The sequence below is a fragment of the Flavobacterium sp. U410 genome (assembly GCF_053570605.1).
In genome coordinates this window covers 59,702-76,746 of record NZ_JBSEFI010000009.1, presented here as the reverse complement: position 1 = coordinate 76,746, position 17,045 = coordinate 59,702, and the positions used below count along the sequence as shown (strand labels likewise).

Genomic DNA, 17,045 nt, shown 5'->3' with positions numbered 1-17,045 from the left:
AGGTTAATTTTAGAAAAAAGTCAATCACATCCAAATGTCTTAAACAAAAAAATCCCGCATGATTCATACGGGATTTAATTTATTTAGAAAAGGGAAAATTAGTTTCCTCCTTTTTCCATTTTAGCTTTTAATTCTGCTAAAGCATCGATATCACCTAAAGTTGATTTTTCAACTGTATTGTTAGATGAAGTTGAAGCTGCAGCTTCTTTAACCACTTTCTCTTCTTCTTCACGGAAGATAGCAGTGTGAGAAGCAACTACTCTTTTGAATTCTTTGTTGAACTCAATTACTTTGAAATCAGCAGTATCACCTTTTTTCAATTTTTTACCATCTTCTTTTTCTAAGTGACGAGATGGAATGAAAGCAACTACATCATCACCGAAATCTACAGTAGCACCTTTGTCTACCATTTCAGCAATAGTTCCGTTGTGGATAGTTCCAACAGCGAAAGCTTCTTCATGTTTATCCCAAGGGTTTTCAGTAGTTTGTTTGTGACCTAAAGATAATTTACGTCCTTCTACATCTAATTCTAAAACAACAACGTCTAATTTATCACCTACGTTAACAAATTCAGATGGATGTTTGATTTTCTTAGTCCAAGATAAGTCAGAGATATACACTAAACCATCAACACCTTCTTCTAATTCTACGAAGATACCGAAGTTAGTAAAGTTTCTAACTGTACCTGTGTGGCGAGAACCAACTGGATATTTAGAAGTAATATCAGTCCAAGGATCTTGAGTTAATTGTTTGATACCTAAAGACATTTTACGCTCATCTCTATCTAAAGTTAAGATAACTGCTTCTACTTCGTCACCGATTTTCATGAAATCTTGAGCTGATCTCAAGTGAGTAGACCAAGACATTTCAGAAACGTGGATTAAACCTTCAACACCGTCAGCTACTTCAATGAAAGCACCGTAATCAGCTAAAACAACTACTTTACCTTTTACTTTATCTCCAACTTGTAAGTTAGCATCTAAAGCATCCCATGGATGAGCGTGTAATTGTTTTAAACCTAATTGGATACGAGTTTTCTCATCATCAAAGTCTAAGATAACAACGTTTAATTTTTGATCTAATTCTAATACTTCGCTTGGGTGGTTGATACGAGACCAAGATAAGTCAGTGATGTGGATTAATCCGTCAACACCACCTAAGTCAATGAATACACCATAAGAAGTGATGTTTTTCACAACTCCTTCTAATACTTGTCCTTTTTCTAATTGACCAATGATTTCTTTCTTTTGTTCTTCAATATCAGCCTCGATAAGTGCTTTGTGAGAAACAACAACATTTTTGAATTCGTGGTTGATTTTTACCACTTTGAATTCCATCGTTTTGTTTACGTATTGATCGTAATCACGGATTGGTTTAACATCAATTTGAGAACCCGGTAAGAATGCTTCGATTCCGAATACGTCAACGATCATACCACCTTTAGTTCTGCATTTAACGAAACCGTTAACGATTTCACCAGTTTCATGAGCAGCGATAACTCTATCCCATGCTTTGATTGTTCTAGCTTTTCTGTGAGACAATACTAATTGTCCTGTTTTATCTTCACGAACGTCAATTAAAACTTCTACTTTATCTCCAACTTTTAAGTTAGGATTGTAACGAAATTCGTTTAAAGAAATAACACCTTCTGATTTAGCGTTGATGTCAACGATAGCATCTCTATCAGTGATTCTTACTACAAGACCTTCAACAACTTCTTGATCGTCAGTTGATACAAAAGTTTTTGCTACTAAATCTTCAAATTCTTGCAAGTTTTTTTCATCAACAGCATCAATTCCTTCTGCGTAATTGTGCCAGTTAAAATTTGCTAAAAACTCTTCTTGTGTTTTGTTAATTTCAGACATGCTGATTATAATAATTTGTATGCTGGGTTTTTTGAGTTTCAATTTTGCAGATTAAACCACAACAGTGTTTTTCATAATTAGTTGATACCCAATCGGAAACTCTACTCTGCCAAAAAGGTGTGCAAAGATAGTAACTTTTTCCTGAATTTCAAATAGTTAATTCAAAAAAACTATTGTTTTAAAAATACTGCTAATTTTAACCTTTAATTTTCTGCTGTATTAAGCCTAAAACCTGAGTAAACTGTTCTTCTTTAGACAAATGCGAATTATCTACCACCACTGCATCTTCTGCCTGAACTAGCGGAGAATCCTCACGATGGGTATCTATATAATCGCGTTGTTGTACATTTTCTAAAACTTCTTCATAAGAAACCGACTGTCCTTTTTCAAGCAATTCGTTATAACGTCTTTGCGCACGGGTTTCAGCAGATGCTGTCATGAAAATTTTCAATTCAGCTTTCGGAAATACAACCGTTCCAATATCTCTTCCGTCCATTACTATGCCTTTATCCTGCCCCATTTCTTGTTGTTGCTGTACTAATTTGGCTCTGACTTCTGAAATTTCAGCAATGCGACTTACATTTTGGGAAACTGCTAAAGTCCTGATTTCTTTTTCCACATTGACACCATTCAAATACATTTCGGCAAAACCCAAAGCTTCATTAAACTGAAAACGCAATTGTACTTGATCTAAATTTTGAACAACTTGATCTTTGTCTAAATGATTTTCAGAAACCCACTGGTTCTGCATGGCAAAATACGTCACGGCTCTATACATGGCTCCGGTATCAACATATACATAACCCAATTCTTTGGCTAGTTGTTTGGCTAACGTACTTTTTCCGGTTGACGAAAAACCGTCGATTGCTATAATGATTTTCTTCATATTCGAATGTAAACTATTCGTTTTCTTTAACTTCTTTCTTTTTTAAAATATCCATTACCACAGTTTGAGCAGCGTGTAAACCAAATAATCCCGGCATCCAGCTATTGGTTCCGTAAAATGATTTTTTAAAATTGCTTCCATCCGTCATTTTTACACTATCATAATCGGGACGTTCATCAGAATACACCACTTTTACGCCTCCGGAAATTCCTTCTTTCTTTAAACGTCTACGCACTTGTTTGGCTAACGGACAATATTCGGTTTTACTGATGTCGCGTACTTTTACTTTTTCGGCTAAAAATTTTCCACCGGCACCCATGTTACTAATAATCTTTACGCGCTTTCTTTTGGCTGCCAAAATCAAATTCAATTTAGGCGTTAAACTATCAATACAATCCAACACATAATCAAAATCTTGGTTGACCAATTCAAAAGCTCTTTCGGGCGAAAGAAATTCCTGAACACGAGTTAAATTCAATTCCGGGTTAATATCCATCAAACGATCGCCTACAACTTCAACTTTAGGTTTGTCTACCGTTGAATGTAATGCCGGTAATTGTCGGTTAATATTGGTAATATCTACGGTATCACCATCTACAATAGTCATGTTTCCTACTCCGGCACGAGCCAAAAATTCAGCTGCAAAACTTCCTACACCACCTAACCCCACAACCATTACATTTGCATTAGTCAACTTCGCTAAACCTTCCGGTTTAAACAATAATTCTGCTCTTTCTTGCCACTTTGCCATACCTTAATCTATTTTACTCTTTATTTTATTGGTTTAATTGGAAGACTTTACTAAAATTAGTACTTACTTTTTTTTGCAATTCTTCCAGAGTTATTTCTTTATAATTCGCTGCTTTTTGATACACTTCAACAATAGTTTCCTCTATTGTATCGGTTTCCAAAAAAAACTGATTTTCGGGCACAAATTTAAAAACCTTTTCTAAATCGGGGTTACGCAACAGGTATTTTCCGAACGAAAGATAAAATCCGTTATCCAATAAACTTTTGGCTACTTGTTCATTTTTTGAAAAACCGTGAATAATCATCGGGTTTTGAATATTCATTTCTTTTTGAATCGCAATGACTTCCTGGTAAGCCGCAACACAATGCAAAATAATAGGTTTTGTTGTTTTTTGTACCAATTCTATTTGCTGCTGAAAAACTTTGGTTTGCACCGAAAGCGGAATTTCAATTCGTTTATCCAAACCGCATTCGCCTAAAGCCAAACATTTTTTCTCTTGTAATTTCTCTTCTATTACTCGCAAATCACTTTTCAACCGATTTTCTTCAATATACCACGGATGAATTCCAATGGAATACTGCGGAATTTCAGTTGAAAACTCCCATGGATATTGGTTTACCACTTCCAAGATTTCCACCTGTGCAGAATAGCGATGTGTATGTAGATTAATAAACTGCATTAGTCATGAAACTTTTTTACGCCGGCTTCAATAGCTATATCCAAATCATTTTCTCGTGGCACTAACGGACACGAATAGTTATGATTGTAAGCACAATACGGATTATAAGCCTTATTAAAATTAAGGATAACCTCTTTTGATTTAGGAATTACAATATCTAAATATCGTCCGCCGGCATAAGTGGTTTCTCCATTGGTTAAATCTAAAAACGGAAGAAAAAGATAATCTTTAAAACCCGGTTTTTTACTCAATTCAATATTTTTATAGACATTTAAAACCATTGACTTTCCTTCCAATTCAAAATGTAATTCGCCATATTTAATATACATTGGTGTTCTGGAAGTCGAAGTTTTCATTTTAAAGCTTTTCTCTTTTTTAGCTTTTACAAAAGTTGCTTTCACAATGAACTTTTCGGAAATAGGATAAAAATCCAAACGTTCAAAATGCGCTAAATCTTCTTTTTCTAACGGACTGGAAACCGAGTCTTTAAATTCTTTATTCAACCCTTCCTGAAATTCTTGTGCTAATTCGATTTCGCTTTTTTGCTGACCGAAAACGGTAATTGTAAACAATAAAGCCAATGTTATTTTATACATGAATCAAACTTTTTAACAAAAGTACAGAATTTTAACGGGGATAACCAAAGACTAAAAAGGAACAAAAAGTTAAATTCATAGCAACTTAACACAACAATGGGATTTGCTTGTTACTTTTGCGAATTAAATTCTATTCATGCTCGTTAAAGCTTTCCAACAATACATCAATAATTTCAGAGGTTTTTCTAAAGAAATCTGGATTTTAACTTTAATTACTTTTATCAACAGAGCCGGAACCATGGTACTTCCGTTTTTGTCAAAGTATTTAAAGGAAGATCTTGGTTTCAGTTACAGTCAAGTGGCTTGGGTATTGGTGAGTTTCGGAAGCGGTTCTATGATTGGTTCTTGGCTAGGCGGCAAACTTTCCGATTCTATAGGGTTTTACCGTATTATGATTTTTAGTTTGCTTACCAGCGGACTCATGTTTTTTGGGTTACAACACATTCATACTTTTGAAGCTTTTTTGGTAGCCATTTTTCTTATTATGTTAGTTGCCGATATGTTTCGTCCGGCGATGTTTGTCTCGCTAGCCGCTTATGCTAAACCCGAAAACAGAACCCGAGCACTCACGTTAGTTCGTTTAGCCGTGAATTTAGGTTTTGCTGCCGGACCGGCTTTGGGCGGTTTGATTATCATCAACATGGGCTACAAAGGTTTGTTTTGGGTTGACGGAACAACTTGTGTTTTAGCTATTTTGATCTTTTGGGCAACCGTTAAAGAAAAAGAAAAATCGAAATATCAAGACACTAAAAATCCGGGAGAAGTTTTAACGGCTTCGGTTTTTAAAGATATTCCGTTTTGGATTTTCCTAACTACTTGTTTGATTACGGGAATTATCTTTTTTCAATTGTTCACTACTCTACCTATTTATCATAAAGAACAGTTTAACATGACCGAATATGAAACCGGAATACTCATGTCGTTCAATGGTTTTATGGTTTTTTTAATAGAAATGCCTTTGGTGAGTTATATTGAAAAACATCATTTTAACAAAGTTAAAGTAGTTACTCTGGGAGCTTTTATCATGGCGCTTTGCATGTTCATGCTTTTGTTGAACCAATGGCAATTTATGCTTTGGGTGATGATGTTTGCTATAACCTTTGGTGAAATGTTAGCTTTTCCTTTTTCCAATTCGTTTGCGATAAGTCGTGCTCCAAAAGGGCACGAAGGTCGATATATGGCCATTTTTACGATGAGCTATAGTTTGGCTCACATCTTATCGGCTAAAACCGGTTTTGGAATTATTAGTGCAAAAGGATATCAAACCAATTGGCTTTTTATGGGAATTCTAGGTTTAATAGGTTCGTTACTAGGTTTAATCGTCTTTTTTATGGTACAATATGAAAACAAATCGCTGAAAACGTTATTTTTTATGTTTTTAGCTAGGCTGAACAAACTAATATTACCGAGTTTCAGTAAACAGCAATTGAATCCTATTATTGCTAAGAAGTGGCAAAAAGCTATTTTGGCTTGGCGTTATTATGTTACTGTAAGAGCCTTGGGAAAATAAAAAAACGTAAATTTTAGTTAAATAACTATTTTTATAGTTGTGTAACTAAAAAAATAGTTGTAAGTTTGGTTCATCAATCAAATTACAATTATGTTATGCAAAAATTAACCAATAAAGAGGAAGAGATCATGCACATTTTATGGAAGCTTAAAAAAGCTTTTGTAAAAGATGTTTTGGCGGAAATTTCAGAAGACAAACCTCATTATAACACTTTATCCACTATTGTTCGAAATTTAGAAGACAAAGGTTATGTTGGACACACTGCTTACGGAAACACGCATCAGTACTACCCTATTGTAAGCAAAGAAGAATACCGTAAAACTTTTATGAATACGGCTATTTCTAATTATTTTAATGATTCTTATAAAAATTTAGTTTCCTTTTTTGCCGAAGAAGAAAAAATTTCGGCTGATGAACTTCGCGAAATTTTAGACATAATCGAAAAAAAGAAATAATATGGAAACAATTCTGCTCTATTTTCTTAAAGTGAATGGGTTATTAATTTTTCACTATTTGGTTTATTATTTCTTTTTGAAGAAAGAAACGTTTTTTCAAAGTAACCGCTGGTTCTTAATCGCCGGGATTTTTATTTCCTTTATTATCCCTTTGTTGTCTTATTCTAAAATCATCTGGGTAGATCCACAACCGGTTTCCGGAATTTATAACACTATTAAAGGAACCGGAATTACCACAATATCTGCTCCTGAAGAGGAATCAATAGACTGGAATACTATTTTGTGTTATTGTTATGTTTTTATTTCTCTGGGGCTTTTTATCAAACTAACCTTAGAATTCATTTCCCTTGCTTCTATTATAAAATCAGGGCAGTCTAATAAAATAGGTAAAACTCATTTTGTAGAATCTCCACAGATAGAAAATCCTTTTTCGTTTTTCAATTATCTGGTGTACAATAAAAAAGAGTTTAGTAAAGAAGAATTGGAATATATTTTTATTCATGAAAAAGTACACATGCAGCAAAAACATTCTGTGGATGTACTGATCAGTAAACTTTTGGTTTTATTCTTCTGGATCAATCCAATTGCCTGGCTTTATCAAAAAGCTATGCTTCAAAATTTAGAGTTTATAGCGGATGCTGAATCTATAAAACAGACTAATCAACTGTATGCCTATCAGAAGACGTTATTAAAAATAGTATGTAGTCAAAATCAATTATCAATCACCAATCAATTTTATCAATCATTAATCAAAAAACGAATTGTTATGTTAAACACTAATCCTTCTCGCAAAAAAGATGCATGGAAATACTTTGTTGCTCTTCCTGCATTAGTTGCTTTCTTTTTAATCTTTCAAGTGGAAACCATCGCTCAAGTAAAAAATTCTTCTGTTGAAGCTAATAAAGATGTTTCTATTGTTGAAATGACTATCGATAAAACCTCAACAGATGACGAAATCAAAAAAAATGTTGATTATTTCAAAGATGCTCTTGGTATTACTGTTAAAGTTAAAAATGTAAAACGAAATTCACAAGGTGAGATCTATGCTCTTTCTATTGAGTATAATGACTCTAAAGGTAATCAAGGCAAAGTAAGTCATAAAAATGATCCGTCTGATCCTATTGAACCGGTTTGCTTATTCACCAAAGTAAATAACGGCAAAGTTGAAAAGATTGTTTTTAGAGACAAAACTATGGAAGAAAAACATATTACTCAAAGCCCTTATCAGGTTATGTTAGCGGATTCTACTATTGATTCGGATGAAGATCTTTCTGATATTGAGAACGAGGATGAAGACACTGATGAAACTACCAACGATTTAGTTATTGTAAATGGTAAAACATATTCAAATGAAGAGTTGAAGAATGTAAAAATTCAAGCAAATGGTAATGTTACTGTTTATTCTGATAAGGATGCTAATGGAAAATTTAGAAAAGACAATGTTGTTGTTGTAAACGGTAAAGATATTTCATATTCTTATACAGTTGAACTTCCTGAGCCTCCTGTCCCTCCGGTTTTTGACATTGATTTCCCGACTCCTCCTACGCCTCCGAATTTCCCAAATGTACCGGATGTTCCTGCTGACTTTCAAGATAAAATTGCCATGGAAAAATATGAAAAAGCAATGAAGGTATATGAGAAAAAGATGAAAGCTATTGAGCCTAAAATGAAGGAGTTTGAGAAAAAAATGGAAGCTTTTGAAAAAGAAATGGAGAAAAAAGAACCGTCTATGAAAAAATATGAAGAGGCTATGAAAGTATATGAGAAAAAAATGAAGGTTTATGAAAAGAAAATAGAAGCTTACATGCAAAAAATGGAAGAATCCAATTAAAAAATATAATTCCCCCTCCATTTAAACACTGAGCAAAACCAGAAGCTGTCTCAAAGGTATTTTGTTGATCTTGTTTTATTTTACCGACTACAGAATTAAAACAAGGTTTAAAAACAATTTTATCTTTTAAGACGGCTTCTTTTTTGTTGAATATCTTTATTTTTTTGCTTTCTGAACGGACAATTCTACCCAAATTGGTACATGATCTGATATTGTTCTGGCCTGATGAAAAGAAGAAAATGTATTAAAAAAGAGAATTACATTTTTTGAAACTACTGAAAATGTACCTTTTAGAATAAAAATATTATCGTATTCTGATGCTAAGCAGTCTCCTTCAATACACTTTTGCCGTAATGATGTCTTTTGTCCTGTAAAAACGGGTAAATATCCTTTTTGCTTCAAGGGATTAAAAACAGTATGTTGCTGCGGGCAGTTAAAATCGCCTAAAAAAACTAAATTGAGCTGAGGATATAACTCCGGAAAAAATTTAAAATATTTAATTTCTGTTTCCGGTTGCTGTTTTTTGGTCTTGGCATGAAAATTAACTAATGTGAATGTTTTTTTCTGATACTGAAATGTACAGAAATAAGGTTCTCTTTGTATTTCTTCTACATAGTGATTGTCTAGCCAAGCTTTTAGTTGGGTTACTTTATTTGATTTCCATAAAAAAGCATAGCGTTCTGTTTTATATGCAGTTCCTTCTGTGGGCTTACTTACTACATAATTCCAGTTGGCTCCTTTCCTATTCAATTCATCCACTAATGCAGCAACGGCTTTAGGTCCTGATTCGTTTGCAACTACTTCCTGAATGGCTACAATATCAAAATCTTTCAGTACTGTTGCCATGAACTGAATTGCCGAATCTGATTTTGAAGCTCCTAAATTTTCAATATTCCACGACATTACTTTTAGTTGAGAAAAAGCAATTGATGTACTAAAAAGCAGGACAAAATGTATTAATCTTCCCATGCGCAAAGTTTGAGTCCTAATGTTTTGGCTTCATTAAGTGTTTTTTTATGGATTTCATCTTTACAACTGTTTAATCCTCTGCATTTTTTAGTAAAATGATACTTTTTAGCTCCGGCAGAACCGCACACATAAACTTCTGTCTCCTCATATTTTATTGACGTCATTACATTTAAAATGCATGCTAGTAATAGTAGTTTTTTCATTGTTTTTATTCTACTTTAAATTTATATTCTTTTCCATCTTCATCTGTACCGGCTAGTTTTCCGTAATCTACCCATTCTACATGCAGTTCTTTTTCTTCTCCCTGTGCATTAACTACTATTCCTGCACCATATTTTCCACGTATGTTGATATTGCCTCGCACTTCGTTGCTGTCTTTATCATGCCCTACAATATCATAATTATATTCGTATTGACCGGATATTCCGGTTCGGTACTTATACAGATGTTCTTCATCTACATGATAGGTTAGCGATTCTTCTTCTGTTATTTCTTCTCTGTCTTGCGGTGTTATGGGAGGTTCTGCTTCCTTATACAGAGGCTGCATTTTAACCGGAGGACTATCTGTTTGCTTACAACACAGTAAAAACAGTGTAATGGTTGAGAGTAGTAGTTTTTTTAGCATGAATTTTATTTTTATTACTGAATATTATTAAATAGTATCTAAAATATAAATAAGTCGATGTGAATTATTTAAAATGACATCATTTTTAGGAGATAAAAATGACTTATTCTGTTCATCTATATAGCCTAAAAAAGTAGCGTTTTTGTCTATAAAATAAAATTTTATATTCTTAACGTTTGCTTCTCCTTCCAATAGAATGGTTTCTAAATCTGTTTCAAATAAACGTTTGCTTTTTTCGGTTCCAAATAGTTCATAAAACATATTGGAAAGATGTTTATGATTAATACAACTGGAAATAATCTTTGAATCAATTAATTCTTTATAAAGAATTTCGTCTCCTTCTATTTTATCTTTTATAATTTCTGCATTGCGTTCATCATTAATCTCTGCTATTGTATGGACATTAGGCGCTTCTTTTTCTATATTAAAAATAGTCATTACGGTTCTTAGATCCACATCTTTTATCGTATCATGTTCTTTAGGTTCTGCAAATACGATAGCAAACTTTGCTTTTGCTATATTCACTTTTAACAATGTATCCAGTTCTGTATAATCATCATTTACATAAATAACACCATGAATATCATCTTGTACTTTCTTTCTGGTGATCAAAACTATTCTATTAATATTGTTTTTATCCTGGAGCAAATCTTCTATGACATTTTGTGATGACTTGGTATAGCCACAAATAACGATGTGATTCTCTAGTTTAATTTTCCCGATTTTACCCGAAGTTATGACTTCCATTGTATTTTGAATTTTATTTAGTATGATTGAAACAAAAAAGCCAAATATTGCCATATTAATTAAAAGCAATAAAGCGGCAAAGAATTTACCGAAAATGGTTTTCGGGGTATCGTCTCCGAAACCAAGTACTTTAACAGAATACCAGATAGAATCTTTAAAATTCTGAAATTCGCTATCTTGGGTTCCTCTTTCGGAAATATATAAGGCAAATGAAATAACGAACATAAAAAATATTGTAAAACTCAGAAAAACATGCCATACACGACTTTCTTCTTTCATTCCTTTTAGAATGATAAAGATCTTATCGATTTCTCGAAATGTTTTTATAGATCGATAAATTCTAAAAATCCTGAACAATCTGAGAAACCGCAACGTTCTGAAGACTCTAAAAAACTTTATACTAGGTATAATTGCTAAAAAATCTATAACTGTTTTCCACTGAGTAAACCATCGCAACTTCTGAATCAAAGCATGTTTTAATCCTTTATTCTTTAGGTCTTCTCTGAAATTTGAAGCAACATAAAAACGAAGCAAAAACTCTGTAATGAAGAAGAACATAATTCCTTCATCTATTTTTTCAAAAATAAAAGGTAATTCTCCTTCACTATTTTCAATAAAAATAGGAACAATGGAAAGGATAATAATAACCGCTAAAAAAATATCAAACAGAAATTTCTTGCCGTCATTTAACTGATCGTTTTCTAATATGTCATAGAGCCATTTTTTCACTTGTATTTAATGATAAAAAGGTGTTTCTATTGAAGGCACAAACCAATTTAAAAAATGCTCAAAAACAGTTAGTAATGAGAATGATAAACCTATAACAAGTATAAATTTAAAAACAAAATATACTATATTATTGTTCTCTAATTCTATTAACATTTCATTTCTTGTAAAAAAATATTTGTCCACCAAATCAATTATCTTATTAATGAAAATTGTAAATAGAAAAGTAAAACCAACATATAAAAGTATTTTCCCCACACTAAAGAAAAACGTGTTTTGTATTGTATTAGAATAAATAACCGTTTCAATTGTATTTTCTGTTACTTGCAATGCAATTTTCAGGAAAATAAAAAAGGGGATTAACCAGTTACATTGCCATAAAAGAAAGGACCATGTTGATTTTTCTTTTATACTCGAACTGATTGTTTTCTTAGCAACAAATTGTACTAAACCTAATGCAAGGATTAAACTGATAATCCCTGTTAAAATGGTAAAAAATAAACTCTGTTTGTTCATATTACTTTGACTTTAATGAAATTCTCCAAAAATGTAAATTATTAAATTCACCCGAAAGTTCTCCTGGTTGTAATCCTAAAGCGGTTGTTTCCCAGAAATAGTATTTTTTATCTCTATATGGATATGCTACTCCGCTTCCGCTAAATGGTAAATTTATTCCCAAAATTGAGTGTTGATAGTGTTCACTACTTAAAATTGCTACATCATAATTATAATGTTTAAAAATTGAATACAATAAAATGGTTCTTGTATCACAATCTCCTTTTAAATGATATAAAAACTCTACCGGTGTACAAATCCCAAACTCCTGATTTCCGATACATTTTCCTTGATTATTCCTTAAAAAATTTCTGGTAAAATTATCGGTTTGAACAGAAGGGGTACAATCATTTTGTAATACTAGACTATAGGGTATATCTTGAACAAAGCTAACTACCATTTTTGCAAAATCAACTTTATTAAGCTTATTAGTAGTACCAATGCTATCCAACATGTAATATAAATTTTCATAGTTATCTGTATCAAACTGTTGTATATTATACAGTATTTGATCGTAACTTAAATTTCTTCTGTTACGCAATTGATTTTTAAACTGACCGGATTTATAATAATCACTTTGTTTAATATAATAATACCCTTCATATTCATTTCCATTATAATCTTTCCAAATTCTGTAATGTTTGATTATTTTATCGTTTAATGTTTCGTTTTTTTTAGTCTCATGTTGATTATCTGCAATGGGTTTAATTACTGGGTTTAATTCTTTTTCAGTCTCAACTGGCTCTGATTCTGGAATATAATTACTTCTATCATTCGAAAAATTATAAGTAAAAGAGATTAACAAGCTTAGTAAAAACATACCCACTAATCCTCTAAAAATCCATTTAAGAAAAGGTGCTAATAGATTTAGAAGCCAAATAACTATTATAAAACCAATTATATATAAAACTATCGGAAAAAAGTTGGCAAGAACAGCTCCAACAATTAAAAATCCTATTATCCCCAAAGAACTGAAAAAACAGCCTTTAGCAATACCTCCTTTAGTATCCACAATTCCATTCTTGTTTTTTTCCCAGATTCCCCAAATAGTTTTATCATGATATGTATTATAATATTCATATCGGATATAACCTTCTCTAACTTCACTCCTTCCTGTCTTAATACCGCTCGATTTAAAAAGTTTAGAAGAAAAAGTAGACTGAATTTCATCTGTCCATTCCTCTATTACTTCTTCATAACTAATTTCATAATCAAAAATATAGCCTGTAATTGTTCCTATAAATACCCCAAAAATTTCACTTCCTTCTATTTGATGATATTTTTTATCTGAATAGAAATCACAAATTTTAGGTTCTATTACCCCTAATTTATAATAATTACCTTCCTTTTCTATGAAAACCTTTAACAATTCCGGCAGCTTTTCTCTCGGAAACTCTTTAGCATTACACTGATTGTTAAAGGAAATATTTTTTGATGTTTGTTCAATTCTTACTAAAGCTTCATAAATCTCGAATTCATAAAATTCTGAATTGTAAAATTCTTCCGAAATCTTTAATAAACTTCCTCTATACTTACCTTTTACACTTCCCAGAATATATGTTTTTCTAGGAATCTTTATCTCATAAGTAACTTTTAAACACTTTATACCATTTTCATCAATAAATGGTTCACGTTTAATTTCTGTAATTATTCGCTCTTCCATTTACTTTGTGGTATTATATAATGAATTTATAAAGTCCTTTTCCGAACTAAACTTCGCATCATCTAATATTCTCTTTGTTCTAAAAGGAGGGTCTTGCCAAATCTCATGAAACGAGATTTTTTCCGGATATAGTTCTTGTTTAACTTCTTTTAGAATCTCATTGTACTTGTCCTTGTTAATTTCTCTTATCTTTAGAAGAGCAACAAACAATCTATCCTGAATATCATTATTTACTTTCTGAATTTTATTTTCTAAAATTTTAGAATACTGGAATTTGAAATCTTCATAAAAATCAATAACTACTCTTTTCTCAATCTCTCTTTTGAATACATAAAATTTTTTATTTCTAACTAAGAATTTCATGCGAATAGGTAATAAGAAAATGATTATTACACAAAGTGTTATCATCCAAGAGAATATGTTTTCGTGGAGTACTATCTTGATTTTTTGAATGTAAAAATTACTTTTAGACAATAATTGTTCTAAATTTCTATAGTTCTTGATTTTACTAGAAATAATTTTATTTAACTGATTTCTATAAGAATTAAATTCATCCGATATTTTCAAATTTGGTATAGGCAATAACGCTAAATTTGTTTGATAGTTTATATCACTTTCTATTTCTGAATTCAGTAAAAGTATTAACTCTCCAATCAACGAATCTTGCTTTATATTTTGCTGTATAAAAAGTGGTTTAAAATTATATTTCTCTATTGAGTCTAATAAATTATATGCTTTAGAAATAAAAACTCTATCCGACAATAATTTACTATTCAAACCAGAAGCCTTTTGTTTTGCTACAATGAACTCTTTATCTGTCAATTTCAGCCTTGCATGCTTTTCAAAATCAATTTTAGCTCTTAATTCATCTTCAATAAATAAACTATCTATAGCCATTATCATATTGGCTTTTTGCAATTGTTTAAATTTTTCCAGACTAGGTTCAATTGAACTTGATAAAAAGTAGACATTTAAAGGCTGTGCAATTATTACAGCTAATAATATCATAAACCCTAAACGCAAAAACATGGAAAATGTAAAAAATCGAGTGTGATCTTTCTCATCAACAACTACTTCTCCGTTATTTGTTTTGTACTTACTTGGTAACGTGGGCGGAGAAATTGTATATAGTAGCAATAAATAAATAATAGTTATTATACTCGCCCATAGCAAACCAAACGGTGTACTTATAAATGAATTCTCATCAAACAATGAATATGTAAAAGTAGTTGCGCTAATAAAACATCCGACAAATACCAATAGTACAAAGAATCCTATTACTGCAAAATAAACTTTTAGAGAAGCCGAACATCTTTTCAAAACATAGCCATCTTCTCCTGAAAGGGTAGTTAGTTTAAGTCTGATATTTTCTATAAAACTATTCTTCATTTTGAATTGGCTTGATGTAATCTTCTAAATTTTCATCAATTTTGCTCATCTCTCTTTCTTTATATTTACCAACAGCATAATCCGTTAGCTCTTTTTGTATTTCAGTCAGTTTTATTTTTTCATAGATCAATCTTTTGGCTTCATGGTTTATGACTAAATGGCGTTCTATTCCTTCTTTATCTTTATAAAAATCATACTGAATTTCAATTCCTTTTTCTGCTTTTATCAAATCATCTCGATTCTCTGCTAAATAATCATAAGGAGATTTAATAAGCATCAGTTTAAAAAACACTGGTGTTAGTTCTATTGCCATAAAAAGTAATGTAATAAAAAGAGTTATCCATGTACCTGCAACCTCATGAGCAATTTTAATCCGTTCAAGAAGACCATCTAAGCCATTAGCTACCTTTTCTGTGTCAGCTAAGGCCTTCTCTCTTCTTTTTTCTATTTCTCTTTTTTCATTTTTAACTCTTAAATATTCCGGATTTTTCTTAATATCCTCAATTTCTTGATCTACAACATCCATCTGTGCTTTAATTGCTCTTGCTCTTGGACCTACTGTAATCAATCTAGCTTCTTCAATGTATTGTTTTTCTAAATCAGCATGTCTTTCAATCTTAAGCTTTAAATCTTCTTCAATTTTCTTAATTTCTAAGTTTTTCTTTGCTAATTCTTCATTAAAATTTGCATTGACTTTATCTATATATATTCTTTGCTGCTCTATTTGTTTTTCACGAAGTTTAATATCAATTTCTGTTTTAAACATTCTTATTTCAACTGGTTTTGAAATTGTAATTGCAATAATAGCTCCCATTAAAATACGAGGTGTCGCTCCTTTTAATTCGTCCCAAGTAATAGCTTCTGTTCCATCTCCTTTCCCAGTACTTGTAACGATGAAACGATCAATGTTATAAATCATTAATCCCCAAATTAATCCAAAAAGCATTGCTCCAAACAATGTTCCTGTATGAACCGGATTATCAATAGCTGAACCCCGAGGTTCAAAAATGGTATAAAAAGCATAGCCGCCGGCAATTCCTGCCATTGCTCCGGTTGCAAAAACAATTCCTCCTAGGCACATATACTTAATCTGATCAGAATATGTTGCTCGCTCTAACAGATAACGGTCTCCACCTGCACATTTCCATAAAAATCGCATAATAGAACCCGATTTTGGTAACTCATAATAATCTCTTTTCATATAAATTCGTTTTGGTTATAGGTATTAAATTTTATAGTTGCTTTTTTATGTTTTAACCTTATTTCATCAAAATAGAGCTTAGCAATTTTTCTACGAACTGTCGGTTCAATGTTAATATGAAGTTTCTTTTGTTCATTACTTTGAAGCTGCAATTTTGAGGTCTTTGTTTTAAAATCAGAAAAGTCAGCCTCAAAACCAGGTTCAATTGAAATAGTTTGATGATATGTTTCAAATATCCCAATAGCATAAAAATCAATTGTATAATTGTAATTTTTCAAAGGGATTATTTTTGTTCCTTGGTGAAGATGTTTTACATTATTGATTTTAAAGTATAAAGCATTTTTGAAATGAAATTCAAACAGTAGGAAACTGTCTTTAAAATATGGATAAGAAGCGTAATTAACTTTCTCTCTTTTTAACCTTTTACTACCACTAAAAAGAATTTTAAAAAATGTAATTCCTACTAAAAAATAAAACTTAGAAAACAACACTATATTTTTTATCATAATACTGTCTAATTTGTATCCCAAACATACTCTATCTAAAAACCAATACCTTACGGAAAACCGTAATCTAATTTCTCTATCATAAAAAAAT

At 31.6% G+C, this 17,045-nt stretch carries 17 protein-coding genes; 3 read left to right on the top strand and 14 right to left on the bottom strand.

Going from position 1 to position 17,045, the window contains the following annotated elements:
• Positions 1-98: 98 nt before the first annotated feature.
• The 5 genes from rpsA to ACUSJC_RS07860 form a co-directional block, all read right to left on the bottom strand.
• On the bottom strand, positions 99-1,865 hold the full coding sequence (rpsA, locus tag ACUSJC_RS07880) for a 30S ribosomal protein S1 (protein ID WP_449269018.1): 1,767 nt from the start codon (positions 1,863-1,865) through the stop codon (positions 99-101).
• 196 nt (positions 1,866-2,061) lie between these two features.
• Complete coding sequence (cmk, locus tag ACUSJC_RS07875) at positions 2,062-2,751, bottom strand: (d)CMP kinase (protein WP_449269017.1); 690 nt, start codon at positions 2,749-2,751, stop codon at positions 2,062-2,064.
• Positions 2,752-2,764: 13 nt separating this feature from the next.
• On the bottom strand, positions 2,765-3,502 hold the full coding sequence (locus ACUSJC_RS07870; RefSeq protein ID WP_449269016.1) for a tRNA threonylcarbamoyladenosine dehydratase: 738 nt from the start codon (positions 3,500-3,502) through the stop codon (positions 2,765-2,767).
• Positions 3,503-3,527: 25 nt separating this feature from the next.
• Entirely contained in the window at positions 3,528-4,181 is a 654-nt protein-coding gene (locus tag ACUSJC_RS07865; protein ID WP_449269015.1) for a TatD family hydrolase, read from the bottom strand.
• A complete protein-coding gene (locus ACUSJC_RS07860; RefSeq protein WP_449269014.1) occupies positions 4,181-4,777 on the bottom strand; it encodes a DUF1684 domain-containing protein in 597 nt (198 codons plus the stop codon). The genes ACUSJC_RS07865 and ACUSJC_RS07860 overlap by 1 nt, the downstream gene beginning before the upstream one ends.
• A 136-nt stretch (positions 4,778-4,913) precedes the next feature.
• On the opposite strand from ACUSJC_RS07860, the gene ACUSJC_RS07855 reads away from it, so the two are divergent.
• The 3 genes from ACUSJC_RS07855 (at position 4,914) to ACUSJC_RS07845 (ending at position 8,573) form a co-directional block, all read left to right on the top strand.
• Positions 4,914-6,287 (top strand): MDR family MFS transporter, encoded by a 1,374-nt coding sequence (locus tag ACUSJC_RS07855; RefSeq protein WP_449269013.1) that lies wholly within the window; start codon positions 4,914-4,916, stop codon positions 6,285-6,287.
• A gap of 95 nt (positions 6,288-6,382) precedes the next feature.
• Positions 6,383-6,742 (top strand): BlaI/MecI/CopY family transcriptional regulator, encoded by a 360-nt coding sequence (locus tag ACUSJC_RS07850; RefSeq protein WP_449269012.1) that lies wholly within the window; start codon positions 6,383-6,385, stop codon positions 6,740-6,742.
• A 1-nt stretch (position 6,743) separates the two neighbouring features.
• Positions 6,744-8,573: a M56 family metallopeptidase gene (locus ACUSJC_RS07845; protein ID WP_449269011.1), complete on the top strand. Its 1,830-nt coding sequence runs from the start codon at positions 6,744-6,746 to the stop codon at positions 8,571-8,573.
• A gap of 156 nt (positions 8,574-8,729) precedes the next feature.
• On the opposite strand, the gene ACUSJC_RS07840 is transcribed toward ACUSJC_RS07845, so the two are convergent.
• Genes ACUSJC_RS07840 through ACUSJC_RS07800 form a run of 9 tightly spaced genes read right to left on the bottom strand, consistent with a single transcriptional unit; the run spans position 8,730 to position 16,954 of the window.
• Positions 8,730-9,542, bottom strand: coding sequence for an endonuclease/exonuclease/phosphatase family protein (locus ACUSJC_RS07840; RefSeq protein ID WP_449269010.1), 813 nt, complete (start codon positions 9,540-9,542; stop codon positions 8,730-8,732).
• Entirely contained in the window at positions 9,530-9,745 is a 216-nt protein-coding gene (locus ACUSJC_RS07835) for a hypothetical protein (protein WP_449269009.1), read from the bottom strand. Before ACUSJC_RS07835 ends, ACUSJC_RS07840 begins: the two co-directional genes overlap by 13 nt.
• A gap of 5 nt (positions 9,746-9,750) precedes the next feature.
• A complete protein-coding gene (locus ACUSJC_RS07830; RefSeq protein ID WP_449269008.1) occupies positions 9,751-10,167 on the bottom strand; it encodes a hypothetical protein in 417 nt (138 codons plus the stop codon).
• Positions 10,168-10,194: 27 nt separating this feature from the next.
• Entirely contained in the window at positions 10,195-11,643 is a 1,449-nt protein-coding gene (locus ACUSJC_RS07825) for an ion transporter (RefSeq protein ID WP_449269007.1), read from the bottom strand.
• Between the two features lie 6 nt (positions 11,644-11,649).
• A complete protein-coding gene (locus tag ACUSJC_RS07820; protein ID WP_449269006.1) occupies positions 11,650-12,156 on the bottom strand; it encodes a hypothetical protein in 507 nt (168 codons plus the stop codon).
• 1 nt (position 12,157) lies between these two features.
• Positions 12,158-13,858 carry a hypothetical protein gene (locus tag ACUSJC_RS07815; RefSeq protein WP_449269005.1) on the bottom strand — a complete coding sequence of 567 codons (1,701 nt, stop codon included), beginning with the start codon at positions 13,856-13,858 and terminating at the stop codon, positions 12,158-12,160.
• Positions 13,859-15,247, bottom strand: coding sequence for a DUF4407 domain-containing protein (locus ACUSJC_RS07810; RefSeq protein ID WP_449269004.1), 1,389 nt, complete (start codon positions 15,245-15,247; stop codon positions 13,859-13,861).
• A complete protein-coding gene (locus ACUSJC_RS07805) occupies positions 15,237-16,448 on the bottom strand; it encodes a DUF4407 domain-containing protein (protein ID WP_449269003.1) in 1,212 nt (403 codons plus the stop codon). The genes ACUSJC_RS07810 and ACUSJC_RS07805 overlap by 11 nt, the downstream gene beginning before the upstream one ends.
• A complete protein-coding gene (locus tag ACUSJC_RS07800; protein ID WP_449269002.1) occupies positions 16,445-16,954 on the bottom strand; it encodes a hypothetical protein in 510 nt (169 codons plus the stop codon). Before ACUSJC_RS07800 ends, ACUSJC_RS07805 begins: the two co-directional genes overlap by 4 nt.
• Positions 16,955-17,045: the final 91 nt, after the last annotated feature.

Excerpts from the sequence above, each read along its gene's own strand:
- rpsA (WP_449269018.1), bottom strand. The coding sequence starts at position 1,865 with ATGTCTGAAATTAACAAAACACAAGAAGAGTTTTTAGCAAATTTTAAC.
- cmk (WP_449269017.1), bottom strand. The coding sequence starts at position 2,751 with ATGAAGAAAATCATTATAGCAATCGACGGTTTTTCGTCAACCGGAAAA.
- ACUSJC_RS07870 (WP_449269016.1), bottom strand. The coding sequence starts at position 3,502 with ATGGCAAAGTGGCAAGAAAGAGCAGAATTATTGTTTAAACCGGAAGGT.
- ACUSJC_RS07865 (WP_449269015.1), bottom strand. The coding sequence starts at position 4,181 with ATGCAGTTTATTAATCTACATACACATCGCTATTCTGCACAGGTGGAA.
- ACUSJC_RS07860 (WP_449269014.1), bottom strand. The coding sequence starts at position 4,777 with ATGTATAAAATAACATTGGCTTTATTGTTTACAATTACCGTTTTCGGT.
- ACUSJC_RS07855 (WP_449269013.1), top strand. The coding sequence starts at position 4,914 with ATGCTCGTTAAAGCTTTCCAACAATACATCAATAATTTCAGAGGTTTT.
- ACUSJC_RS07850 (WP_449269012.1), top strand. The coding sequence starts at position 6,383 with ATGCAAAAATTAACCAATAAAGAGGAAGAGATCATGCACATTTTATGG.
- ACUSJC_RS07845 (WP_449269011.1), top strand. The coding sequence starts at position 6,744 with ATGGAAACAATTCTGCTCTATTTTCTTAAAGTGAATGGGTTATTAATT.
- ACUSJC_RS07840 (WP_449269010.1), bottom strand. The coding sequence starts at position 9,542 with ATGGGAAGATTAATACATTTTGTCCTGCTTTTTAGTACATCAATTGCT.
- ACUSJC_RS07835 (WP_449269009.1), bottom strand. The coding sequence starts at position 9,745 with ATGAAAAAACTACTATTACTAGCATGCATTTTAAATGTAATGACGTCA.
- ACUSJC_RS07830 (WP_449269008.1), bottom strand. The coding sequence starts at position 10,167 with ATGCTAAAAAAACTACTACTCTCAACCATTACACTGTTTTTACTGTGT.
- ACUSJC_RS07820 (WP_449269006.1), bottom strand. The coding sequence starts at position 12,156 with ATGAACAAACAGAGTTTATTTTTTACCATTTTAACAGGGATTATCAGT.
- ACUSJC_RS07815 (WP_449269005.1), bottom strand. The coding sequence starts at position 13,858 with ATGGAAGAGCGAATAATTACAGAAATTAAACGTGAACCATTTATTGAT.
- ACUSJC_RS07810 (WP_449269004.1), bottom strand. The coding sequence starts at position 15,247 with ATGAAGAATAGTTTTATAGAAAATATCAGACTTAAACTAACTACCCTT.
- ACUSJC_RS07805 (WP_449269003.1), bottom strand. The coding sequence starts at position 16,448 with ATGAAAAGAGATTATTATGAGTTACCAAAATCGGGTTCTATTATGCGA.
- ACUSJC_RS07800 (WP_449269002.1), bottom strand. The coding sequence starts at position 16,954 with ATGATAAAAAATATAGTGTTGTTTTCTAAGTTTTATTTTTTAGTAGGA.